Source organism: Pseudomonas sp. BF-B-30, assembly GCF_019956305.1.
Lineage (GTDB): Bacteria > Pseudomonadota > Gammaproteobacteria > Pseudomonadales > Pseudomonadaceae > Aquipseudomonas > Aquipseudomonas jessenii.
Genome location: NZ_JAHBDG010000015.1, coordinates 26,913 through 51,008 on the forward strand (window position 1 = coordinate 26,913; position 24,096 = coordinate 51,008).

Sequence of the window (24,096 nt, forward strand, 5' to 3'; positions counted from 1 at the left end):
ATGCGGACTGACATTCACCATCTCTGCTATCTGATACACCGCTTTCGCGAGCAAGCCCGCTCCCACATTGAGTCCGCGTGATCCTTAAAGGATGTTCGAGTAATCCGCCTCGATCCGGTCCAGGCTCAGGTGGTTGAGGAAGTTGGAGAAGCACATCCACGCCGACAGCGCGTTCATGTCGCGGAACTGTTCCGGCAGGTACTTGGGCGGAACCACCAGACCTTCATCCACCAACTGGCGCAAGGTACGCATGTCTTCCAGGGTGGTCTTGCCGCAGAACAACAGCGGTATCTGCTCCAGCTTGCCTTTACGCACGGCCAGTTGAATGTAGTTGTAAATCATGATGAAGCCCTTGAGGTAGGACAAGTCTTTGGTAAATGGCAGACCTGTCGGCACCGAGCCGCGGAAAACGCGACTGGCGTTGCTGTAGCTCTCGGGCATTTCGAAGCCTTGCTCGCGGAAGAACTCGAACACCTGCAGGAAGTCGGCACCCTCCTCCACCATATGAATGGCCCGCGTGCGGTTGGTCAGTTTGCGCAGGCGACTGGGGTACGAGGCGAAGGTGATGATTTCCATCAGGATCGCCAGGCCTTCCTGGGTCACCGTCGACGAGGGCGGCCCCTTGGAGAGGAAGGTGCAAATCGGCTGGTTCAGGCCGTTGAGGGTGGTGCCGACATGCACCAGCCCTTCGTGGACCTCCAGGGCGCGCACATCGCGCTGATTGAACATCGCATCGGAGCGGATCTTGATGTAGTCGGCGCCAGCCGCCGCATCGGCGACGATCCCGTCGGACTCGAACACCCGGATGGTTTCCTCGGCTTCGCCAAATACCTTGTTCAAGCGATGCTGCAACAGGTCGACCGCATCCTTGGCCGTCAGCGTCTTCGGCTCATCCTTGAGGTCGCCGCGGCCGTCGATGTTGTTCAGGTATTCGGACAACATCATACCCAGGTCGGACAGCGTCGGGTCGCCGGCGTGGAACGCGTCGGAGGCAGCACCATACAATTCCTGCGAGATCAGGCCGAAATCCTCGGTGCCGCGCGCTTCGAGCATGCGCACCACCATGCGGTATTCCTTGCACATGCGACGCATGATCTGGCCGACCGGGTTGAACTGGCCGAGCTGGCGGGTGATGTCGCGCTCTATGTTCTGGAACTCCAGCTTCACTTTGCTGGAATCGAACGCCAGCGGCCGGTTGAGGTAGTAGTCGCGGTCCACCGCCGGCATTTCCTTGCCTTTGGCCTTGAGGAAGCCCTTACGAATGTTGTCGTCCCACTTGACCGCATCGAGGACGCGGATCGGCGTCTGCGCCAGCACGATGCGATCGGACAAAATGCGTATCGACTGTTGGTAATCGTCCACCCGAAACTCCTGTAGAAACCTGATTGTGCTGCTTATTTGGCTTTGGCCTGACGCTGGTAGCGCACGGCTTCGACGAACACATCGGAATTGGCCGGGTCGTCGAGGTAGGCGGTGACTTGATCCATGGAGCTGTTGATCAGCACGCCTGCGCCGTCGTCAGTCTGAAACGCTTCTCCGCTCAGGGCGTTTTGCTTCAGCGCCTGGTTGACCTGTTCGGGGTCGAGGTTGTACAGCACCAGTTCACGCTGGTCGGTCAGCTCGAAGCCGCCGATGATGAAATACCCGCCGAACTGCGCCGGCACCTTCGCCGACAAGTACCAACGGTTGCCATGGCGCGACACGGTAAAGGGGTAGGCTTCACGCTCCTTGGGTTTGGCCTTGAAGTAGCTGACGGCCTGGTAGCGATTGTCGGCGATGCGGGTCAACTCCAGATTGACGGGCTCGCCCCAGGCGCTGGTGCTGGTCCACTTGCCGAGCAACCCTTTGGGCGCGGGCTCGCTCGTGGGCAGCGGTTCCTTGAAGGTCACCAGACAGCCACTGAGCAGCAGGAACGACAAGGCGATCACAACGACACGCCAGGCTTTCATTCAATACTCCCTTGAAGATCACACGGCTTCACCCTGTGGGAGCGGGCTTGCTCGCGAAGGCGGTACATCAGTCGACATCAACTTTGACTGACACACCGCTTTCGCGAGCAAGCCCGCTCCCACAGGTCATGCACCAGCCGGACTACACCGACGCCAGCACCAGGTGCATGTAGCGCGTCAGGATGCCGAGCATTTCCTCTTCGGCGGCAGGCTCGTCTACGTTGAGCAGGCCCTGATATTCCATCCGGCCGATAATCGCCGTCAACACTTTGGCATCCTGATGCGGCTCGCGCGAGCCCAATACCTGGAACAGCTGGCAAGAGCCCTGCAGCAGGATTTGCTGATGCGAGCGCACCAGTTCGGCCAGGCGCGGGTTGAGCAACGCCTCCTGACGGAACGCCTGCTCGGCCATCAAATGTTCGCGACGATTGACCAATTGCCGGTGAACGTAATCGGTCATCAGCCGTGCAATGTCGTCCGCCAGTTTCGAGCGTGCCTGCGGGCTGCCGTCGCCACTGGCGATCATGTCGCGCAGCAGGCCCTCGTTGTTCACCCACAGCTTGCCCATGTACGCCGCACTGCGTTCCACGTATTGGGCGAAGGTATCGGTGAGCAGGTCATCGATATCCTTGAAATAGTAAGTGGTCGCCGACAACGGCACTTGCGCCTCGGCGGCCACCGCACGGTGCCGGACGGCACGCACGCCATCGCGCACAACAATGCGCATCGCGGCGTCGAGAATGTCCTGTCGTCGCTGTTCACTGCCCTGTCGGCTGGCCTTGCGACCCTGGTACTGAACGCTTTCAGCGACCGCAGTGGCGATACCCGCTGCACCTTCTTGAGCCATTGCACGAATCACGACAGGTATTTCCTCTCAGATGAAACTAACAAGTTGATACGTTTGTACCAGACAGGCAATAAAAAGCCGCCTCAAAGGCGGCTTTTTATTTGAAACACTTACGCTTGCGGCCGCATGTGCGGGAACAGGATCACGTCGCGGATCGACGGGGAGTTGGTCAGCAGCATCACCAGACGGTCGATACCGATGCCTTCACCCGCCGTTGGCGGCATGCCGTACTCCAGCGCACGAACGAAGTCGGCGTCGTAGTGCATGGCTTCGTCGTCGCCGGCGTCCTTGTCGGCCACCTGAGCCATGAAGCGCTCGGCCTGGTCTTCCGCGTCGTTCAACTCGGAGTAGGCGTTGGCGATTTCACGACCACCGATGAACAGCTCAAAACGGTCGGTGACGTTCGGGTTGTCGTCGTTACGACGGGCCAGCGGCGACACTTCGAACGGGTACTGAGTAATGAAATGCGGCTGCTCCAGCTTGTGCTCGACCAGCTCTTCGAAAATCATCACCTGCAGCTTGCCCAGGCCTTCGAAGCCCAGCACCTTGGCGCCGGCCTTCTTGGCGATGGCGCGAGCCTTGTCGATGTCGTTCAGATCATCGGCGGTCAGCTCAGGGTTGTACTTGAGGATCGAGTCGAACACCGACAGACGCACGAACGGCTCGCCGAAGTGGAACACCTTGTCGCCGTACGGCACGTCGGTGCTGCCCAGAACCAGCTGCGCCAGTTCGCGGAACAGTTCTTCGGTCAGGTCCATGTTGTCTTCGTAGTCGGCGTAGGCCTGGTAGAACTCCAACATGGTGAATTCAGGGTTGTGACGAGTCGAAACGCCTTCGTTACGGAAGTTGCGGTTGATCTCGAACACTTTCTCGAACCCGCCAACAACCAGGCGCTTGAGGTACAGTTCCGGCGCGATACGCAGGAACATGCCCATGTCCAGCGCATTGTGATGGGTTTCGAACGGCTTGGCTGCCGCGCCGCCAGGAATGGTCTGCAGCATCGGCGTTTCCACTTCCAGGAAGTCACGCTTCATCAGGAAGCTGCGGATGTGGGCGATGACTTGCGAACGCACGCGGAACGTCTGGCGCACGTCTTCGTTGACGATCAGGTCGACGTAACGCTGGCGGTAGCGCTGTTCGGTGTCGGTCAGGCCGTGGTGCTTGTCCGGCAGCGGGCGCAGGGATTTGGTCAGCAGGCGCACGCTGGTCATTTCGACGTACAGGTCGCCCTTGCCGGAACGGGCCAGGGTGCCTTCGGCAGCAATGATGTCGCCCATGTCCCAGGTTTTCACCGCGGCCAGGGTTTCTTCGGACAGGGTTTTGCGGTTGACGTAGACCTGGATACGACCGGTCATGTCCTGGATCACCATGAACGAGCCACGGTTGAGCATGATACGACCGGCAACCTTGACCGGGATCGCAGCCTCTGCCAGCTCTTCCTTGGTCTTGTCCGCGTACTGTTTCTGCAGTTGTTCGCAGTAGTTTTCGCGGCGGAAGTCGTTCGGGAAGGCATTGCCCTTGGCGCGCTCGGCAGCAAGCTTTTCCTTGCGCAGGGCGATCAGGGAGTTTTCTTCCTGTTGCAGGGCTTGCGGGTCGAGTTCTAGGTCGCTCATGTCTTTAAATATTCCATCACAGGTTCGTTGCCCCCAGGCCTGCGGCCTGGGGATCGCCAGCAAGCTGGCTCCTACAAGGATCGCGCCGGGTCAGCCGATCCTGTATTGCATTGCTTACAGCCCGGACTTCAGGCTCGCTTCCAGGTATTCGTCGATGTCGCCGTCGAGCACCTTGTCGCAGTCGCTGCGTTCGATGTTGGTGCGCAGATCCTTGATGCGCGAGGCATCGAGCACGTACGAACGGATCTGATGACCCCAGCCGATATCGGACTTGGTGTCTTCCAGCGCCTGGGACGCCGCGTTGCGCTTCTGCATTTCCTGCTCGTACAACTTGGCCCGCAGCATTTTCATGGCGGTGTCCTTGTTGGCGTGCTGGGAACGTTCGTTCTGGCAGCTGACCACGGTGTTGGTCGGTACGTGGGTGATACGTACGGCCGAGTCGGTGGTGTTTACGTGCTGACCACCGGCACCGGAGGAACGATAGGTGTCGATTCGCAGGTCTGCCGGATTGATCTCGATTTCCACCTTGTCATCGATCTCTGGCGAGACGAACACCGCCGAGAAAGAGGTGTGGCGACGGTTGCCGGAGTCGAACGGGCTCTTGCGCACCAGACGGTGCACGCCGATTTCGGTCCGCAACCAGCCAAACGCGTATTCGCCCTTGATGTGCACGGTCGCGCCCTTGATCCCGGCGACTTCACCGGCGGACAGTTCCATGATGGTCGCGTCGAAGCCGCGCTTGTCGGCCCAGCGCAGGTACATGCGCAGCAGGATATTGGCCCAGTCCTGGGCTTCGGTGCCGCCGGAACCGGCCTGGATGTCCAGGTAGGCATTGTTCGGGTCCATTTCGTGGCTGAACATGCGGCGGAATTCCAGCTTGGCCAGACTTTCCTCGAGACGGGCCAGCTCGGCGACGACATCGCCCACTGCGCCTTCGTCGTTCTCTTCGACGGCCATGTCCAGCAGGTCGCGGCAATCGGCCAGACCGGTGTTCAGCTCGTCCAGGGTATCGACGATCTGCGCCAGTGCAGCGCGCTCGCGGCCCAGTTCCTGGGCGTATTCAGGTTTGTTCCAGACACTCGGATCTTCAAGCTCGCGATTGACTTCGGTCAGACGCTCATGCTTTTGATCGTAGTCAAAGATACCCCCGAATAGTTTCGGAGCGCTCGGACAGGTCCTTGATGGTGTTCAGGATCGGGTTGATTTCCATGACGGGCAGCACTCGTTGGCGAACTTTTGAAAGCCGGCGAGTATACCGGGAAACAGCCGAAAACGGCAGTCCGCCTGGCCGAAAAGCCAAGCCCTTGTAGGAGCGAGCTCGCTCGCGAAAAACGCTCAGGCACCGCGTTTATTCAGATAGCCATCGTCATCGTTGACGACCATCGCGAGCAGGCTCGCTCCTACAGGGGGGAGGCTGTTCAGCCGATGCCCACCTGATTACGCCCATTGTTCTTCGCCGAATACAGCCCCTTGTCCGCCGCCAGGATCAGGTCGCGGCAGTTGCTGCCCGCTTTCGGGGTAATAGTCGACAGGCCGATGCTGATGGTCAGGCTCGAACCTTCGGCCGGCGAGTTGTGCGGGATCTTCAGGGCTGCCACGGTCTGGCGCAGCTTCTCGGCCACCAACCGTGCACCGCCCTGGGAGGTGTTGGGCAGCACCAGGGCGAACTCTTCGCCGCCGTAGCGGGCCGGCAGGTCCGAAGGCCGGGCACTGGCGTCCTTGATCGCCGCGGCGACCTTGCGCAGGGCTTCATCGCCTTCCAGGTGGCCGAAGCTGTCGTTGTAGGCCTTGAAGTAGTCGACATCGATCATCAGCAATGACAACTGGCTCTGCTCACGCAGCGAACGGCGCCACTCCAGTTCCAGGTATTCATCGAAGTGCCGACGGTTCGACAACCCCGTCAGGCCATCGGAGTTCATCAGGCGTTGCAGCACCAGGTTGGTGTCGAGCAGTTGCTGCTGGCTGACCCGCAACGCGCGGTACGCCGCATCCCGTTGCAGCAGGGTCATATAGGAGCGCGAGTGGTAGCGGATGCGCGCGACCAGTTCGATATTGTCCGGCAGCTTGACCAGATAATCGTTGGCCCCGGCCGCAAAGGCCGCGCTCTTGATCAGCGGGTCTTCCTTGGTCGACAGAACGATGATCGGAATGTCCTTGGTCGCCGGGTGATTGCGGTATTCGCGCACCAGGCTCAGACCGTCAAGACCGGGCATGACCAGATCCTGCAGGATCACTGTCGGCTTGATGCGCACCGCGTGGGCGATGGCCTGGTGCGGGTCGGAGCAGAAGTGGAAATCAATGTTCTCTTCGTTCGACAGGCCGCGACGCACGGCTTCGCCGATCATGGCCTGATCGTCCACCAGCAACACCATGGCGGCGTTTTCGTCGGTCTTGAAGTCGTCGAGCTGTAATTCAGTCATGTGCGGTCACCTGAGTACTACCTGAGCCAGGAATGAGGAAAAAGGTGCTCATTTGGCGAAAATCTCCAGCAATCGTGGCGCTATCTTGTCCAGCGGGCGAATCTCCACGGCAGCGTCGATGGCTGCGGCCGCCTTCGGCATGCCGTACACCGCACTGCTGTTTTGGTCTTGTGCGATGGTCAGGTAGCCCTGTTGGCGCATGAGTTTAAGCCCTTGGGCGCCATCACGCCCCATGCCGGTGAGCAAAACCCCCACGGCGTCACCGCTCCAGTAACTGGCCACGCTCTCGAAGAACACATCGATGGAGGGCCGGTAGATTTCGTTGACCGGTTCGGCGGTGTAGGCCAGCGTGCCGTTTTTCAACAAGCGAATATGGTGATTGGTGCCGGCCAGCAATACCCTGCCGCTTTGCGGCGGCTCGCCCTCCTGGGCCAGGCGCACATCAAGGCCGCTGGCAGTGCCGAGCCATTCAGCCATGCCGGCGGCAAACACCTGGTCAACGTGTTGCACCAGCACAATGGCCGGAGAGAAATCACGCGGCAGCCCCTTGAGCAAGACTTCCAGCGCTGCCGGCCCACCGGCGGATGAGCCAATGGCGATCAGGCCCTGGCGTGAGCCCGAACTGCGCAAGGGTGCCGGCACCGGGCGTGGGCGGTTACCCTTGTCGCCGATCAGCCAGACGATGTTCAAGATCTTGCGCAACAACGGCGCCGCCGCTTCCTGGGCATTGCCGGCGCCGAGGGCCGGGGTGTCGACCACGTCCAGCGCACCGTAGCCCATGGCCTCGAACACCCGGTGCACGTTCTGCTGGCGATCCACGGTGACGATGACGATGGCACACGGGGTCTCGGCCATGATCCGCCGCGTGGCCTCGACGCCATCCATCACCGGCATGATCAGGTCCATCAGAATCAGGTCCGGTGTGTCCAGCGCGCACTGGCGCACCGCCTCGGCACCATTGCCGGCGACCCAGACCACCTCGTGGGCCGGCTCGAAAGCCAGGGCGCGGCGCAGGGCCTCCACCGCCATGGGCATGTCATTGACGATTGCGATCCTCATGCCCGCGCTCCTCCGATGAGCTCGACCACTGCATCGAGCAAGGCGTCGTCATGAAAACTGGCCTTGGCTAGATAATAGTCGGCCCCGGCATCCAGTCCACGGCGCCGGTCCTCTTCACGATCCTTGTAGGACACCACCATCACCGGCAGCGATTGCAGGCGATTGTCCCGACGCAGCAGCGTGACCAGTTCGATGCCGTCCATGCGCGGCATATCAATGTCGGTGATCAGCAGATCGAAATCCTCCGAACGCAGCGCGTTCCAGCCATCCATGCCGTCCACCGCAACCGCCACGTCATAGCCGCGATTGAGCAACAGCTTGCGCTGCAACTCTCGCACGGTCAGGGAATCATCCACCACCAGAATTCGTTTGCGGGCCGCCTCGACCACCTGATTGCTGTGACGGGCAATGCGCTCCAGACGCCCGGTGTTGAGCAGTTTTTCCACCGAACGCAGCATGTCTTCGACATCCACGATCAGCACCACCGAACCGTCGTCGAGCAGGGCCCCGGCGGAAATGTCCTGCACCTTGCCCAGACGCTCGTCCAGCGGCAGCACCACCAACGTCCGCTCACCGATGAACCGCTCCACGGCCACGCCGTAGATGGCATCGCGCTCGCGAATCACCACGACCTTCAGGGTTTGCCCGCTGTTCTGGCTGGCCGGACGTTGCAGCAACTGACTGGCCGCCACCAGGCCGACATGCCGGCCTTCGTGCCAGAAATGCTGGCGGCCTTCGACCTGCACGATATCCGCCGGCTCCAGGTCGCACATGCGCTCAATGTGCGCCAGCGGGAAGGCATAGGCTTCGTCGCCGACTTCCACCACCAGGCTGCGCACCACCGACAGGGTCAGCGGCACCTCAAGGTGGAAACGACTGCCCTCGCCCGCCGTCTGCTCCAGCACCACCGCGCCGCGCAGCTGCCGGACCATGTGCTGCACCGCATCCAGGCCGACGCCGCGACCGGACACCTCGGTGACCTTGTCGCGCAGACTGAAACCGGGCAGGAACAGGAACGTCAGCAATTCCTCTTCGCTCAACTGAGCGGCGGTTTCCGCGAGGGACAAATTTCGTTCAACGATGCTGCGACGGAGCTTTTCCAGGTCCACGCCGTTGCCGTCGTCGCTCAGTTCAAGCACCAGCAGACCGGCCTGATGGGACGCGCGCAGGCGAATCAAACCTTCAGCCGGCTTGCCGGCCAGCAGGCGCTGCTCCGGGGTTTCGATGCCGTGGTCGACCGCGTTGCGCAACAGGTGAGTCAGCGGCGCTTCGAGCTTTTCCAGCACGTCGCGATCGACCTGGGTTTTTTCGCCTTCAATCTCCAGGCGCACTTGTTTGCCCAGATCGCGCCCCAGATCCCGGACCATCCGCACTTGCCCGGTCAGCACATCGGCAAAGGGCCGCATGCGACAGGCCAGCGCCGTGTCGTACAACACCTGCGCCCGTTGGCTGGCATGCCAGGCGAACTCGTCGAGTTCGGCGTTCTTTTCCATGAGCAGTTGCTGGGATTGCGCGAGCAAGCGCCGCGCATCCTCAAGGGCTTCCTGGGCTTCCAGGCTCAAGGCGTGATCCTTGAGATGCACATTGAGGTTCTCCAGTGCGCGCAGGCTGTTGCTCTGCATGCGCTTGAGTCGCTGCATGGTCGCCAGGTGCGGTTTGAGCCGCAGGGTTTCCACCAGGGATTTGCTCGACAGATCGAGCAGGCTGTTCAGGCGCTCGGCGGTGACACGCAGCACACGTTCGCCGTTTTCGGTGGTGCGTTTGGTCTTGTGTGGAGCTGGCGCCGATGGCGGTTCGACGACAGGCGCCGGCGACTCGACCTTCGGCGCGGGTGCTTCGAGCTGAAGTTCGGCCATCACCGGTGCGGCAGGCGCAACCAGCGGGGCCGCCGGGTCCAGCAACCGCGCCATCAACGCCACATAGGCCTCGATGTCCGAGACTTCCGGGTTGTTGCTCGGTGTGGCGATGCGCATCAGCAGATCGGTGCCTTGCAGCAACGCATCGATATGCTCGGGGCGCAGCAACAGGCGGCCTTCCTGGGCGCTGACCAGACAATCTTCCATCACATGGGAGACGCTGACTCCGGCGTCGACACCGACGATCCGCGCCGCACCCTTGAGCGAGTGCGCGGCACGCATGCACGATTCAAGTTGATCGGCCTGGGTCGGGTCGCGCTCAAGCGCCAGCAGGCCGGCGCTCAAGACTTGGGTCTGGGCTTCGGCCTCCAGACTGAACAGCTCAAGCAACGAAGCGTCGCGCATTTGCTCGGGGGTCATGTGAGGCTCCGGGTCACGGCGCACAACAGCTGCTCTTCATCCAGCCAACGCAGGCTGCGACCTTTGAATTGCAACACGCCACGGGTGTATTTGGCGCTGGCCTGAGCACCTGAGCGCGATGCGGTATCGAGGATGTGCTCGTCGATGGCGTGAATCCCGTCGACTTCGTCCACCGGCACCACCACCGGCCCGCCGTCGGCGGCGATGATCAGCATGCGTGGCATGACCCGTGCACCGGTGGCTACGCTGCTGACGCCGTCGAGCCCGAGCAGTTCCACCAGCGACAGGCAGGCAACCAGCGCTCCGCGTACATTCGCCACGCCGAGCAAGGCCCGGGAACGTTGATGCGGCAACGAGTGAATCGCTTGCAACGGCGCCACCTCTACCAGGCTACGGGTCGCAAGTCCCAGCCACTCTTCACCCAGACGGAACATCAACAGCGAGCGGGTTTTCACCTCGCTCTCGACCGCGACAGACACAGTCCCGCGATCTTCCTGCTGCAATGCATAACGATCGAGCAAGCGTGTGGCGGCCGCCGAATACACCGCACAATTGCGGCAATGAATATGGTCGCTGAGCAGCGGGCAGGACTTGTCACCGTGGATACCAATGCGGTTCCAGCAATCGTCGATGGCCTGGGCATCCCGGGTGACGCTGAAGGTATCGGAGGCGATCATCGTTTACGCTCACTGTCGACGGAACGTGCGCTGCGGGCGGCACGCTCCTGCAATCGTCTGGCTCCCATCGCGTCACCCTGGGCCTGCAGCAAGCCGGCCAGGTGCATCAACGCTTCAGGATGTTGCGGTTCCAGGTACAACGCCTTGCGGTAAAAACCCTGTGCTTCAAGGGTATTGCCAGCCACATCGCTGAGCAGCCCCAACCAATAAAAGACCTGAGCCACCGGTTCATGGCTGCGCAAGTAGCTTTCACACGCCGCTCGCGCCTCGGCGCTTTTGCCTTCATCGGCCAGCACGGCGATATTGGCCAGCAGCGCGGCAGTGTCGGAGCCGGAGGTTGCAGGCGCAGGTGCAGGCCGCAGCGGCGCAACCCGGGCAAACGGACGGCTGCGCACTGGCGCAGGTGGTGGATTGCGCAACGGTTGCGGCACCGGCAATGGCGCAGGAACGAACGTCGGCAAGGGATCAGGGTCCGCAGTTCCCTGTCGACTGAACGCGAAGGACTGCGCGATACCAATCGAGCGCATCCCCAAACGCCCCAGCAGACCGCCTTCGGCCGGGCCGATAAACAGCACGCCGTCAACGTGGGTCAGGCACTTGAGCACTTCGAAGACTAGCTTCTGGGTCGGCTGGTCGAAGTAGATCAGCAGGTTGCGACAAAACACGAAATCGAATGGCGGTTCACCGGCCAGCAAGGCCGGATCCAGCAGATTGCCTACCTGCAGGCGCACTTGCTCGAGCACCCGCTGATCGAGGCGATAGCTCTCGCCTTCGGCGATGAAATGACGGTCGCGAAACGCAATGTCGTCACCCCGAAAGGAATTCTTGCCGTACAACGCCCGACGGGCTTTTTCCACTGACAACGGGCTGACGTCCAGGCCGTCGACCTTGAACTGGTGCGGTTTGAGCCCGGCATCGAGCAACGCCATGGCGATCGAGTACGGTTCTTCGCCCGTGGAGCATGGCAGGCTGAGAATTCGCAGGGCGCGCAGGTTGTTGATTTCGGCCAGACGCTTGCTCGCCAGTTTCGCCAGGGTGACGAAGGACTCCGGATAGCGGAAGAACCAGGTTTCCGGAACGATCACCGCCTCGATCAAGGCCTGCTGCTCGTCCCGCGAGCCCTGCAAGGTGTGCCAATACTCATCGGCCGACACTGCTTGCGAAACGATGCTGCGCTGGCGCACCGCTCGCTCGATGATCGCAGGCCCTACCGAGGTCACGTCGAGTCCGATGGTTTCCTTGAGAAAGTCGAAAAAACGCTGATCGCTGTTCATGGCCGCTCCTGCAGCAGTGCCGGATCCATTGGCGGCGAGGGAAACAACAATGCGCGCACCTGATCGTCCAGCAGATCGCCGACCCGCACCCATTGCAGCAACCCCCGCTCGTCCTTGCGCACCGGCCCGAGGTAAGGCGTCTGGCGATTGTCCAGGCCATAGGGCTGAAAATCCGCCGGATCGCAACGCAAGGTGTCAGTCGCCTGTTCCAGAATCAGCCCGAGCAGTTGTGTCTCGGCGGTTTCATCCGGGCGATAGTTGACCAGCACCAGTCGCGTGCTGGTACGGGCCTGTGCAGGCATGCCAAAGGTCAGTGCGCTCAAGTCGATCACCGGCACCACGGTGCCCCGATAGGCGAACACCCCGGCGACCCAGGCGGGGGCATGGGGAATGGGCTTCAACGGCAGGCACGGCAGCACTTCAGCCACTTCGATAGCCTTCAAGGCATAGCGCTCGTTGCCGATGCGAAACACCAGAAACAAGGCATGCAGCGCCTGCTTCACGGCAGAGCGTTTGGCCGTGATTTCGCTCATCAGACTTTGAATCGCGAAACGCCGCTGCGCAGCCCGACGGCCACCTGGCTCAGTTCATCGATGGCGAAACTGGCCTGGCGCAGAGACTCGACCGTCTGGCTGCTGGCATCACCCAACTGCACCAGCGCATGGTTGATCTGCTCGGCGCCGGTAGCCTGGGCCTGCATGCCTTCGTTGACCATCAGCACCCGCGGCGCCAGCGCCTGGACCTGATGGATGATCTGCGACAACTGCTCGCCGACTTGCTGTACCTCGGACATCCCGCGACGCACCTCTTCGGAAAACTTGTCCATGCCCATGACCCCGGCCGACACCGCTGACTGGATCTCGCGCACCATTTGCTCGATGTCGTAGGTGGCCACGGCCGTCTGGTCCGCCAGGCGCCGCACTTCGGTGGCAACCACGGCAAAGCCGCGCCCGTATTCCCCGGCCTTCTCGGCCTCGATGGCGGCGTTGAGCGACAACAGGTTGGTCTGGTCGGCGACCTTGACGATGGTCACCACCACCTGATTGATGTTGCCGGCCTTCTCGTTGAGGATCGCCAGCTTGGCGTTGACCAGATCGGCCGCGCCCATCACCGAGTGCATGGTTTCTTCCATGCGTGCCAGGCCTTGCTGACCGGAACCGGCAGCCACGGAAGCCTGATCGGCGGCGGTGGAGACCTCGGTCATGGTGCGCACCAGATCCCGGGAAGTGGCGGCGATCTCACGGGAGGTCGCGCCGATTTCCGTGGTGGTGGCGGCGGTTTCGGTGGCGGTGGCTTGTTGCTGCTTGGACGTCGCGGCGATCTCGGTCACCGACGTGGTCACCTGCACCGACGAGCGTTGGGCCTGGGACACCAGAGAAGTGAGCTCGGTCATCATGTCGTTGAACCCGGTCTCTACCGCGCCGAATTCGTCCTTGCGCTCCAGGTTCAGGCGGCTGCTGAGGTCGCCGGTGCGCATGATTTCGAGGATTCTCACGATGCGGTTCATCGGCGCCATGATGGCGCGCATCAGCAACAGACCACAGAGAGCGGCCGCCAGCACCGCGATCACCAGGGAAATACCCATGATGACTTTGGCTGTGAGCACTGCATCGTCAATGGCCGCGATGTCTGTGTCCGCCACAGACTTGTTGTGACGCAGGATTTCATTGACCTTCATTCGACCCGCTGTCCAGGTCGGGGTCAGTTCACCCTTGAACATGTTGACGGCCTCGGCGTTCTGGTTGCGTTTATACAACTCGATCACCGCGGCCAGAATCCGGTGGTAGTCCTCATGAAGCTTTTCGAACGCGGCGAACTCGACTCTGTCTTCTTCGTCGGCAATCGTTCCACGGTAGAGCTCCATCTGCTCTTTCAACCGCTCGGCGTAGCCCTTGAAGCTCGCAGCATCCTCGGCAGTGAAGCTCTGCCCTTCCTCCAGGCCGAGCATGGCCTGAATGCGTACATAACTGTCGGACCACGCGCCACGAACCATCGAGCTGTAATACAACCCTGGCAGAGCGTCCTCACGCACGCTGGCCTCGCTTTTTTCGATCTTCAACAGCCGCGAATACGAGACAACCACCATCAGCAACATGATGGCGATAATTACCGCAAAGCTCGCCAAAATGCGTTGGCGTAACGTCCAGTTCTTCACAGTCATTCCTCGGAGCCGATTCGAAATGCGGGGAGTATAGCCGAGGGCGGTGTTTCATTTATAAGACGGTTGCGCGCTACTTCTCATCCCGTCAAAAAAAGGCGGGATGGGTGCCAGGGGTGATTGGGCAGAAAGGGGCCGTGGAATGACCATTCGGAAGGTGGTGTGGCTGAAAACGCCATCGCGAGCAGGCTCGCTCCCACATTGAGTCTCTGGTGTATGCAGAATCTGTGATCACTGAAGACCTGATGTGGGAGCGAGCCTGCTCGCGAATACAGTCTGAAGGATTACAGGGAAGCCTGGCGAACCTGCTTCTCAAGCTCGGCCTTCAACCCCGGCTCCAGCTTGAGCTGGCGCGCCAGCTCATCGAGATAGGCCTTCTCCATGAAGTTTTCCTCGTCCACCATCATCACGCTGGCGATGTACATCTCGGCGGCGATTTCCGGGGAGCGGGCGGCGCGGGCGACATCGCTCGGATCCAGTGGCTTGTTGAGCTCGGCGTGCAGCCAGTGTTGCAGCTCCTGATCGCTGTCGAGCCGGGTGAATTCGCCTTCGATCAAGGCACGCTCACGCTCATCGACATGACCGTCAGCCTTGGCCGCAGCCACCAGCGCCTTGAGAATCGCCTGACTGTGCAGCTCGACTTGCGCGTCCGGTACGCGGTCCAGGGTTTGCGGTTGCGCACCGGCCGCACCGCCCTGCTGCGCCTGCCAGTTACCGTAGGCTTTATAGGCCAGCACGCCCAACGCGGCGAGACCGCCGTAGACCGCGACCTTGCCCCCGACTTTACGGGCCTTTTTGCTGCCGAGCAGCAAGCCCATGGCGCCTGCCGCCAATGCCCCGCCACTCGCCCCGGAGAGCAAACTGCCGAGGCCTCCGTTGCCACCGCTCGCACCCTTTTGCTGCGGGCTGCCGGCCTTGTTCTGCAACAGGTCCTGACCGGACTTGAGTAGTTGATCGAGCAATCCACGGGTATTCATTTACCGCCTCCACAAGACGTTTAACCTGAAACCAAGACCACCAGCCTAAAACGAAAGTGCCCACGCCCCGTGGGCGAGAGTGCTTCCAGATGTTGCACTCCCTCAATGCGCCACTTGCCGCTTGCGCCGGCCTATCAGAAAAAACGATATACACTCTCGCCAATCGATAAAAACAGCCCACCGGGTACTTCCCCATGATGACCTTGCGTCAGATCCGTCACTTCATCGCCGTGGCCGAGACCGGCTCGATCTCGGCCGCCGCACAAACCGCATTCATTTCCCAGTCGACCCTGACCCTGGCGATCCAGCAACTGGAGGAGGAAATCGGCGTCAGCCTGTTCAGCCGCCATGCCAAGGGTATGACCCTGACCCACCAGGGGCATCAATTCCTGCGTCAGGCGCACTTGATCCTGGCCACGGTGGATAACGCCAAGCGCAGCCTGCAACAGAGCACCGACCAGGTCGCCGGGCAACTGATCGTCGGCGTGACCAGCCTGGTGGCCGGTTATTACCTGGCGGATTTGCTCACCCGTTTCCAGCGCGCCTACCCCAACGTGGAAATCCGCGTGATGGAGGATGAGCGCCCGTACATCGAGCATTTGCTGGTCAGCGGCGAGATCGATGTCGGCGTGTTGATCCTGTCCAACCTCGAAGACCGCCACGCATTGCAGACCGAAGTGCTGACCCGCTCGCCGCACCGGCTATGGCTGCCGGCCCAGCACCCGCTGCTGGAACACGACAGCATCAACCTCGCCGACGTGGCCCGCGAGCCATTGATTCAACTGAACGTCGATGAAATGGACCGCAACGCCCAACGCATGTGGTCGGCAGCCTCCTTGCAACCGCGCATCACCCTGCGCACGGCCTCGACCGAAGCGGTGCGAAGCCTTGTGGCCGCTGGCCTGGGCGTATCGATCCAGCCCGACATGACCTATCGCCCGTGGTCACTGGAGGGCGACATCATCGAAGCGCGGCCGATCGCCGACCTCGGCCAGACCCTGGATGTCGGCCTGGCCTGGCGTCGCGGCACCGCTCGTCCGGCATTGGTGGACCCCTTCCTCACGGTCGCGCGCGAACAACCCCATGGCGGGCGCAAGCCATCTATTTAATCGAACGCTACCTTCAGTATTTAGTATTTGTTGTCCTCGGGTCCGCGAACTAGTCTTGTTGCATCTAATAAGACGGCCGGGCCCCAGTCACAGGGAGCGCTGCCATGTCTACACAACAAGCCACACAAAAAACGAGAACCCGAAAAATGGCTGGTGCGCAGACCCCGTTGTTCACCGCCTTGTTGATCGATGGTGAAATAGTCGCAGGGCAAGGCTTTGCCGAACCCATCATCAATCCGGCCACCGGCGAAATCCTGACGCAAATCGCCGAAGCCAGCACCGAACAAGTCGAAGCAGCCATCCTCGCCGCCCACCGCGCCTTTGCCGGTTGGTCGCGGACCACGCCACAACAGCGCTCAAACCTGCTGTTGGACATTGCCAACGCCATCGAAAAAAACGCCGACCATCTCGCCCGCCTCGAAGCCCTGAATTGCGGCAAGCCGTTGCACCTGGCCCGTCAGGATGACCTCAATGCCACGGTCGACGTGTTCCGCTTCTTCGCCGGTGCCGTGCGTTGCCAGACCGGCCAGCTCAGCGGCGAATACCTGCCGGGCTACACCAGCATGGTCCGGCGCGATCCTATCGGGGTCGTGGCGTCGATTGCGCCGTGGAACTACCCGATCATGATGGCCGCGTGGAAAATCGCCCCGGCCCTCGCCGCTGGCAACACCCTGGTGTTCAAGCCGTCGGAACACACGCCGCTGTCGATCCTGGCCCTGGCGCCAGCGCTGGCCGAGATCCTGCCGCGCGGTGTAATCAACATTATTTGCGGTGGCGGCGAAGGCGTCGGCAGCCACCTGGTGAGCCACCCTAAAGTGCGCATGGTGTCGCTGACCGGCGATATCGTCACCGGCCAAAAGATTCTCCAGGCCGCGTCGAAGACACTCAAACGCACCCACCTCGAACTCGGCGGCAAGGCCCCGGTGATCGTCTGCAACGATGCCGACATTCAGGCCGTGGTCGAAGGCGTACGCACCTACGGCTACTACAACGCCGGCCAGGATTGCACCGCCGCTTGCCGCATTTATGCCCAGGCCGGGATTCATGACCGCCTGGTGGCCGAGCTCGGCGCGGCCGTCGGCAGCCTGCGTTTCGCCGGCAAGCGCGATGCCGACAACGAAATCGGCCCGCTGATCAGCACCCGCCAACGCGACCGCGTGGCCAGTTTCGTCGAACGTGCCTTGGGCCAGCCGCACATCGAGCGGGTAACCGGCGCAGCGGTGCACTCCGGCGCCGGCTTCTATTACCAGCCGACCCTGCTCGCCGGTTGCAAGCAAAGTGACGAGATCGTCCAGCGCGAAGTGTTCGGGCCGGTGGTCACCGTGACCCGCTTCGATGAGCTGGAACAAGCGGTGGACTGGGCCAACGACTCGGAATACGGCCTGGCCTCGTCGGTCTGGACCCAGAACCTCGACAAGGCCATGCAGGTCGCGGCGCGCTTGCAGTACGGCTGCACCTGGATCAACAGCCACTTCATGCTGGTCAGCGAAATGCCCCACGGCGGCTTGAAGCGTTCGGGCTACGGCAAGGACCTGTCCAGCGATTCGCTTCAGGACTACAGCGTGGTGCGGCACATCATGGCCCGCCATGGCGAGCATCTCTGACTAAGCTAATAACAAGCCGCCAACGGCATGCTTCACCACGTTCACAACTGCCCCGACCATAATTTAAAGAAGAGGGAATTCCAATGTTCGTGCACAAGACCGCACTGCTCAGTGCAATCACCACCGCGCTGCTGGCCAGCGCCAGTGTCCAGGCCGCCGAGCCGCTCAAAGCTGTCGGGGCGGGCGAAGGCCAACTGGATATTGTGGCCTGGCCCGGCTACATCGAACGTGGCGAGAGCGACAAGGCCTACGACTGGGTGACCGGGTTCGAGAAGGAAACCGGCTGCAAGGTCAACGTCAAGACCGCCGCCACCTCCGATGAAATGGTCAGCCTGATGGCCAAGGGCGGTTACGATCTGGTGACCGCGTCCGGCGACGCCTCCCTGCGCCTGATCGTCGGCAAGCGTGTGCAGCCGATCAACACCGCGTTGATCCCGAACTGGAAAAACCTCGACCCGCGCCTCAAGGATGCACCCTGGTACGTGGTCAACAAGCAGACCTACGGCACCCCGTACCAATGGGGCCCGAACGTGCTGATGTACAACACCAACGTGTTCAAGACCGCGCCCACCAGCTGGGGCGTGTTGTTCAACGCGGAAAACCTGCCGGACGGCAAGCCGAACAAGGGGCGCGTGCAGGCCTATGACGGCCCGATCTACATCGCCGACGCGGCGCTGTACCTGAAGTCCGCCAAGCCGGAACTGGGTATCCAGAGCCCGTACGAACTGACCGAAGCCCAGTACAAGGCCGTGCTCGATCTGCTGCGCGCCCAGCAGCCGTTGATCCACCGCTACTGGCACGACACCACCGTGCAAATGAGCGACTTCAAGAACGAAGGCGTGGTCGCCTCCGGTGCCTGGCCGTATCAGGTCAACGGCCTGATGAACGAGAAGCAGCCAATCGCCTCGACCATCCCGAAAGAAGGCGCCACCGGGTGGGCCGACACCACCATGCTGCATGCCGAAGCCAAGCACCCCAATTGCGCCTACAAGTGGATGGACTGGTCGCTGCAACCGAAAGTCCAGGGTGACGTAGCGGCCTGGTTCGGTTCGTTGCCAGCAGTGCCGGCAGCGTGCAAGGGCAGTGAATTACTCGGTGCCGAAGGCTGCAAGACCAACGGTTTCGACAATTTCGACAAGATCGCCTTCTGGAAAACCCCGCAGGCTGAAGGCGGCAAGTTCGTGCCGTACAGCCGCTGGACCCAGGATTACATCGCGATCATGGGCGGCAGGTAACACACCGTTTCTGTGGCAAAAACGCTTTTGTGGCGAGGGGGCTTGCCCCCGTTGGAGGGCGAAGCCCTCCCCTAGTCCGTCACTGCGGTCTGGCAGACCGCGTCCACCGTTTTCAGGGCTGCTGCGCAGCCCAACGGGGGCAAGCCCCCTCGCCACAGTCAGTATTCCAGCCACACATGCGCGAACACGATTCAGTTTTTTCAGAAGTCCAGGCAGGGCCGCTGCGACGGCCTTCGCCTTTTTGGAGCACCGCACCATGACGCTTGCAGTCCAGTTCACCAACGTTTCCCGTCAATTCGGCGAAGTGAAAGCCGTAGACCGGGTTTCCATCGACATCCAGGACGGCGAGTTTTTCTCCATGCTGGGGCCGTCCGGCTCGGGCAAGACCACCTGTTTGCGCCTGATTGCCGGTTTTGAACAACCGAGCGCGGGCTCCATCCGTATTCATGGCGAGGAGGCCGCCGGCCTGCCACCGTACCAGCGCGACGTGAACACCGTGTTCCAGGATTACGCGTTGTTCCCGCACATGAACGTTCGCGACAACGTCGCCTACGGCTTGAAAGTCAAAGGCGTCGGCAAGGCCGAACGTCTCAAGCGCGCCGAAGAAGCCCTCGACATGGTCGCCCTCGGTGGCTACGGCGAGCGCAAGCCGGTGCAGCTCTCCGGTGGTCAGCGCCAGCGTGTAGCCCTGGCCCGCGCCCTGGTCAATCGTCCACGGGTGCTGCTGCTCGACGAACCCCTCGGCGCCCTCGACCTGAAGTTGCGCGAGCAAATGCAGGGCGAGCTGAAGAAGCTGCAACGTCAGCTCGGCATCACCTTCATTTTCGTCACCCACGACCAGACCGAAGCCTTGTCGATGTCCGACCGCGTGGCCGTATTCAACAAGGGCCGCATCGAACAAGTCGATAGCCCGCGCAACCTGTACATGAAACCGGCCACCACCTTCGTGGCGGAATTCGTTGGCACATCCAACGTGATTCGCGGCGATCTGGCCAAACAGTTGAGTGGCAATCCGCAACCGTTCTCGATTCGCCCGGAACACGTGCGATTCGCCGAAGGTCCGCTGGCCAGCCACGAGATTGAAGTCAGCGGTTTGCTGCATGACATCCAGTACCAGGGCAGTGCGACTCGCTATGAGCTGAAACTGGAAAACGGCCAGACCCTGAACATCAGCAAGGCCAACAACCAGTGGCTGGACACCAGTGCACAGCACCAGACCGGGCAGCGCATCAGCGCACGCTGGGCGCGCGAGGCAATGATTCCGCTGCACGATACCGTTGCAGGCGGGGTGTGAGATGAACACCGTGGCTATCCCTCAATCTCCGGCCAGCGGCTCGCTGCTGCGCAGGTTTTCCAACCTGCTGTATCGCCGGCCGAATTTTTACCTGTCGCTACTGCTGGTGCCGCCGTTGCTGTGGTTCGGCGCGATCTACCTGGGTTCATTGCTGGTCCTGCTGTGGCAAGGTTTCTACACCTTCGATGACTTCACCATGGCGGTCACTCCCGACCTGACCCTGGCGAACTTTACCGCGCTGTTCCAGCCGTCGAACTTCGACATCATCCTGCGCACCCTGGGCATGGCGATTGCCGTATCGATTGCCAGCGCCATCGTCGCGTTCCCGATTGCCTACTACATGGCGCGCTACACCACCGGCAAGACCAAGGCGTTTTTCTACATCGCGGTGATGATGCCGATGTGGGCCAGTTACATCGTCAAGGCCTACGCCTGGACACTGCTGCTGGCCAAGGGCGGCGTGGCGCAGTGGTTCGTGCAGCACCTGGGGCTGGAGCCGGTCCTGCAGTTCGTACTGGGCATTCCGGGAGTTGGCGGCAGCACCTTGTCGACCTCACACCTGGGGCGCTTCATGGTGTTCGTCTACATCTGGCTGCCGTTCATGATCCTGCCGATCCAGGCCTCGCTGGAACGCCTGCCGCCTTCGCTGCTGCAAGCCTCCGCCGACCTCGGCGCCAAGCCGCGCCAGACCTTCATGCAAGTGATTCTGCCGCTGTCGATCCCGGGCATTGCCGCCGGTTCCATCTTCACCTTCTCGCTGACCCTGGGCGACTTCATCGTGCCGCAACTGGTCGGCCCGCCCGGCTACTTCGTCGGCAGCATGGTGTATGCCCAGCAAGGCGCGATCGGCAACATGCCGATGGCCGCTGCTTTCACCCTGGTGCCTATCGTGCTGATCGCCATTTACCTGTCCATCGTCAAACGACTGGGGGCCTTCGATGCACTCTGACAAAGCTTCCCTGGGCCTGCGCCTCGCCGCCTGGGGCGGGTTGGTGTTCCTGCACTTCCCGATCCTGATCATCTTCCTGTACGCCTTCAATACCGAAGACGCGGCGTTCAGCTTTCCACCCAAGGGTTTCACCTGGAAGTGGATCGGCGTGGCGTTCTCGCGGCCGGACGTGCTCGAGGCCATCAAGCTGTCGTTGCAGATCGCCTCGATTGCCACCCTGATCGCCATGGTCCTTGGCACATTGGCTTCGGCCGCGTTGTACCGCCGGGACTTCTTCGGCAAACAAGGCATCTCGCTGATGCTGATCCTGCCGATTGCCCTGCCGGGGATCATCACCGGGATCGCATTGCTGGCGACTTTCAAGACCCTGGGAATCGAGCCGGGGATGTTCACCATCATCGTCGGCCACGCGACCTTCTGTGTGGTGATTGTCTACAACAACGTCATCGCCCGCTTGCGCCGCACCTCACACAGTTTGATCGAGGCCTCGATGGACCTCGGCGCCGACGGCTGGCAGACCTTCCGCTACATCATCCTGCCGAACCTCGGCTCGGCATTGCTGGCCGGCGGCATGCTGGCGTTCGCCCTGTCGTTTGACGAAATCATCGTCACCACCTTCACCGCCGGCCATGAACGCACCCTGCCGCTGTGGCTGCTCAACCAGCTCAGCCGCCCACGGGACGTGCCGGTGACCAACGTCGTGGCGATGCTGGTGATGCTGGTGACCATGCTGCCGATCCTCGGCGCTTATTACCTGACCCGTGGTGGTGAGAGCGTTGCGGGCAGTGGTGGTAAGTAACTGACAACGATTACTCCCGGTAGGAGCCGAATTCAATGTGGGAGCGGGCTTGCTCGCGAAGAGGCCATCACATTCAACAGTGATGGTGCCTGACACACCGCTTTCGCGAGCAAGCCCGCTCCCACAATTAGAGCCGGTTTCCACCGAGAAAAAACAACAGTTCCGAAGAGGACAAAGCCATGCAAACCAAACTCCTGATCAACGGCCAACTGCAAAGCGGCGAAGGCCCCGCCCAACCTGTGTTCAACCCGGCGCTGGGTAGTGTGTTGGTGGAAATCAACGAAGCCAGCGAAGCCCAGGTCGATGCCGCCGTGCGCGCCGCCGACGCTGCGTTCGACAGCTGGTCGCATACCCCGCCGAAAGACCGCTCGCTGCTGCTGCTCAAACTCGCCGATGCCATCGAAGCCCACGGCGAAGAACTGGCCAAACTGGAATCGGACAACTGCGGCAAACCTTACAGCGCTGCGCTGAACGACGAGATCCCGGCAATTGCCGACGTGTTCCGTTTCTTCGCCGGCGCCAGCCGCTGCATGAGTGGTTCAACCGGTGGTGAGTACTTGCCGGGTCACACCTCGATGATCCGCCGAGATCCGGTGGGCGTGATCGCCTCCATTGCGCCGTGGAACTACCCATTGATGATGGTCGCCTGGAAAATCGCCCCGGCCCTCGCCGCCGGTAATACCGTGGTGCTCAAACCGTCGGAACAGACTCCGCTGACAGCCCTGCGCCTGGCTGAGCTGGCGTCGGATATCTTCCCGGCCGGCGTACTCAACCTGGTGTTCGGCCGTGGTCCTACCGTCGGCAGCCCATTGGTCACTCACCCGAAAGTGCGCATGGTGTCGCTGACCGGTTCGATTGCCACCGGCTCGAACATCATCTCCAGCACCGCCGACACCGTCAAACGCATGCACATGGAACTGGGCGGCAAAGCCCCGGTGATCATCTTCGACGACGCCGACATCGATGCCGCCATCGAAGGCATCCGCACCTTCGGTTTCTACAACGCAGGCCAGGACTGCACCGCCGCCTGCCGCATCTATGCCCAGGAAGGCATTTACGACAAGTTCGTGGAGAAGCTCGGCGCCGCCGTCAGCAGCATCAAGTACGGCTTGCAGGATGATCCGTCGACCGAACTCGGCCCGCTGATCACCGCGCAACACCGCGACCGTGTTGCCGGCTTCGTCGAGCGCGCCATCGCCCAGCCACACATTCGTTTGATCACTGGCGGCAAGGCGGTTGAGGGCGATGGTTTCTTCTTCGAACCGACCGTGCTGGCCGACGCACAACAGGACGACGAAATCGTGCGCCGCGAAGTGTTCGGGCCAGTGGTGTCAGTAACCAAATTCACCGATGAAGCCCAAGTGCTGGGCTGGGCCAACGATTCGGACTACGGCCTGGCCTCCTCCGTGTGGACCACCGACGTCGGCCGCGCCCATCGCCTGTCAGCGCGTTTGCAGTACGGCTGCACCTGGGTCAACACGCACTTCATGCTGGTCAGCGAAATGCCCCACGGCGGTCAGAAACTGTCCGGCTATGGCAAGGACATGTCCATGTATGGGCTGGAGGACTACACCGTTGTGCGGCATGTGATGTTCAAGCACTAAAGCATCGCGAGCAGGCTTGCTCCCACATTTGGAACGCATTCCCCTGTAGGAGCGAGCCAGCTCGCGATGGCGCCACCGCCACACTGCAAACAGTAAACTCCTACAGATTCAGCCTGCCTGAAAAACCCTCGATTCCTACAACAAGCGTCGCCAGAGTAGACTTGGCGCCGCGAGCGCCTGACCGATAGGCTTTGTTCCGTCGCTGCCAAATCAGCGGCCCGGAGTCGAAGCCGGAACAAGTCAAAACGGTGC

The 24,096-nt window shown here is 61.5% G+C and carries 20 protein-coding genes; 7 read left to right on the forward strand and 13 right to left on the reverse strand.

Features of this window, described 5'->3' with window-relative positions:
- Window positions 1-84: 84 nt before the first annotated feature.
- The 13 genes from KGB29_RS10210 to KGB29_RS10270 all read right to left on the reverse strand — a co-directional run bounded on the left by KGB29_RS10210 (window position 85) and on the right by KGB29_RS10270 (window position 15,250).
- On the reverse strand, window positions 85-1,362 hold the full coding sequence (locus KGB29_RS10210; protein WP_057716204.1) for a flavohemoglobin expression-modulating QEGLA motif protein: 1,278 nt from the start codon (window positions 1,360-1,362) through the stop codon (window positions 85-87).
- Window positions 1,363-1,394: 32 nt separating this feature from the next.
- Entirely contained in the window at window positions 1,395-1,949 is a 555-nt protein-coding gene (locus tag KGB29_RS10215; RefSeq protein WP_154861827.1) for a hypothetical protein, read from the reverse strand.
- Between the two features lie 142 nt (window positions 1,950-2,091).
- Window positions 2,092-2,808, reverse strand: a complete 717-nt coding sequence (locus KGB29_RS10220; RefSeq protein ID WP_174245502.1) for a TetR/AcrR family transcriptional regulator — start codon at window positions 2,806-2,808, stop codon at window positions 2,092-2,094.
- Window positions 2,809-2,906: 98 nt separating this feature from the next.
- On the reverse strand, window positions 2,907-4,409 hold the full coding sequence (lysS, locus tag KGB29_RS10225; RefSeq protein WP_057716207.1) for a lysine--tRNA ligase: 1,503 nt from the start codon (window positions 4,407-4,409) through the stop codon (window positions 2,907-2,909).
- 114 nt (window positions 4,410-4,523) lie between these two features.
- Window positions 4,524-5,619, reverse strand: a protein-coding gene (gene prfB / locus KGB29_RS10230; protein ID WP_109790603.1) for a peptide chain release factor 2 whose coding sequence is annotated in 2 segments (ribosomal slippage) — window positions 4,524-5,546 and window positions 5,548-5,619 — 1,095 coding nt in all. Because the reading frame shifts where the segments join, the coding sequence is not laid out codon by codon here.
- A gap of 208 nt (window positions 5,620-5,827) precedes the next feature.
- Complete coding sequence (locus tag KGB29_RS10235) at window positions 5,828-6,829, reverse strand: PleD family two-component system response regulator (protein WP_057716208.1); 1,002 nt, start codon at window positions 6,827-6,829, stop codon at window positions 5,828-5,830.
- A 48-nt stretch (window positions 6,830-6,877) separates the two neighbouring features.
- On the reverse strand, window positions 6,878-7,888 hold the full coding sequence (locus tag KGB29_RS10240; protein WP_150812875.1) for a chemotaxis response regulator protein-glutamate methylesterase: 1,011 nt from the start codon (window positions 7,886-7,888) through the stop codon (window positions 6,878-6,880).
- Window positions 7,885-10,164 (reverse strand): hybrid sensor histidine kinase/response regulator, encoded by a 2,280-nt coding sequence (locus tag KGB29_RS10245; protein WP_154947630.1) that lies wholly within the window; start codon window positions 10,162-10,164, stop codon window positions 7,885-7,887. Before KGB29_RS10245 ends, KGB29_RS10240 begins: the two co-directional genes overlap by 4 nt.
- Window positions 10,161-10,841, reverse strand: coding sequence for a chemotaxis protein CheW (locus KGB29_RS10250; protein WP_154947631.1), 681 nt, complete (start codon window positions 10,839-10,841; stop codon window positions 10,161-10,163). Before KGB29_RS10250 ends, KGB29_RS10245 begins: the two co-directional genes overlap by 4 nt.
- Window positions 10,838-12,115 carry a CheR family methyltransferase gene (locus KGB29_RS10255; RefSeq protein ID WP_154947632.1) on the reverse strand — a complete coding sequence of 426 codons (1,278 nt, stop codon included), beginning with the start codon at window positions 12,113-12,115 and terminating at the stop codon, window positions 10,838-10,840. The genes KGB29_RS10250 and KGB29_RS10255 overlap by 4 nt, the downstream gene beginning before the upstream one ends.
- On the reverse strand, window positions 12,112-12,648 hold the full coding sequence (locus KGB29_RS10260) for a chemotaxis protein CheW (RefSeq protein ID WP_150812872.1): 537 nt from the start codon (window positions 12,646-12,648) through the stop codon (window positions 12,112-12,114). Before KGB29_RS10260 ends, KGB29_RS10255 begins: the two co-directional genes overlap by 4 nt.
- Entirely contained in the window at window positions 12,648-14,270 is a 1,623-nt protein-coding gene (locus tag KGB29_RS10265; protein WP_150812974.1) for a methyl-accepting chemotaxis protein, read from the reverse strand. Before KGB29_RS10265 ends, KGB29_RS10260 begins: the two co-directional genes overlap by 1 nt.
- 287 nt (window positions 14,271-14,557) lie before the next feature.
- Complete coding sequence (locus KGB29_RS10270; RefSeq protein WP_057716215.1) at window positions 14,558-15,250, reverse strand: tellurite resistance TerB family protein; 693 nt, start codon at window positions 15,248-15,250, stop codon at window positions 14,558-14,560.
- 194 nt (window positions 15,251-15,444) lie between these two features.
- Here KGB29_RS10270 and KGB29_RS10275 point away from each other — a divergent pair, with 194 nt between their 5' ends.
- The 7 genes from KGB29_RS10275 (at window position 15,445) to KGB29_RS10305 (ending at window position 23,844) form a co-directional block, all read left to right on the forward strand.
- Window positions 15,445-16,359 carry a LysR family transcriptional regulator gene (locus KGB29_RS10275; protein ID WP_154947633.1) on the forward strand — a complete coding sequence of 305 codons (915 nt, stop codon included), beginning with the start codon at window positions 15,445-15,447 and terminating at the stop codon, window positions 16,357-16,359.
- 146 nt (window positions 16,360-16,505) lie between these two features.
- Window positions 16,506-17,963 carry a gamma-aminobutyraldehyde dehydrogenase gene (locus KGB29_RS10280; protein ID WP_223473733.1) on the forward strand — a complete coding sequence of 486 codons (1,458 nt, stop codon included), beginning with the start codon at window positions 16,506-16,508 and terminating at the stop codon, window positions 17,961-17,963.
- Between the two features lie 83 nt (window positions 17,964-18,046).
- On the forward strand, window positions 18,047-19,198 hold the full coding sequence (gene ydcS, locus KGB29_RS10285) for a putative ABC transporter substrate-binding protein YdcS (RefSeq protein WP_057716218.1): 1,152 nt from the start codon (window positions 18,047-18,049) through the stop codon (window positions 19,196-19,198).
- Window positions 19,199-19,454: 256 nt separating this feature from the next.
- A complete protein-coding gene (locus tag KGB29_RS10290; protein WP_102670121.1) occupies window positions 19,455-20,492 on the forward strand; it encodes an ABC transporter ATP-binding protein in 1,038 nt (345 codons plus the stop codon).
- A 1-nt stretch (window position 20,493) separates the two neighbouring features.
- Window positions 20,494-21,441: an ABC transporter permease gene (locus KGB29_RS10295; RefSeq protein WP_015093713.1), complete on the forward strand. Its 948-nt coding sequence runs from the start codon at window positions 20,494-20,496 to the stop codon at window positions 21,439-21,441.
- The gene (locus tag KGB29_RS10300) at window positions 21,431-22,240 is read left to right on the forward strand and encodes an ABC transporter permease (RefSeq protein ID WP_057716221.1); all 810 of its coding nucleotides are present in this window, start codon (window positions 21,431-21,433) and stop codon (window positions 22,238-22,240) included. The genes KGB29_RS10295 and KGB29_RS10300 overlap by 11 nt, the downstream gene beginning before the upstream one ends.
- Window positions 22,241-22,419: 179 nt before the next feature.
- A complete protein-coding gene (locus tag KGB29_RS10305; protein ID WP_154947634.1) occupies window positions 22,420-23,844 on the forward strand; it encodes a gamma-aminobutyraldehyde dehydrogenase in 1,425 nt (474 codons plus the stop codon).
- Window positions 23,845-24,096: the final 252 nt, after the last annotated feature.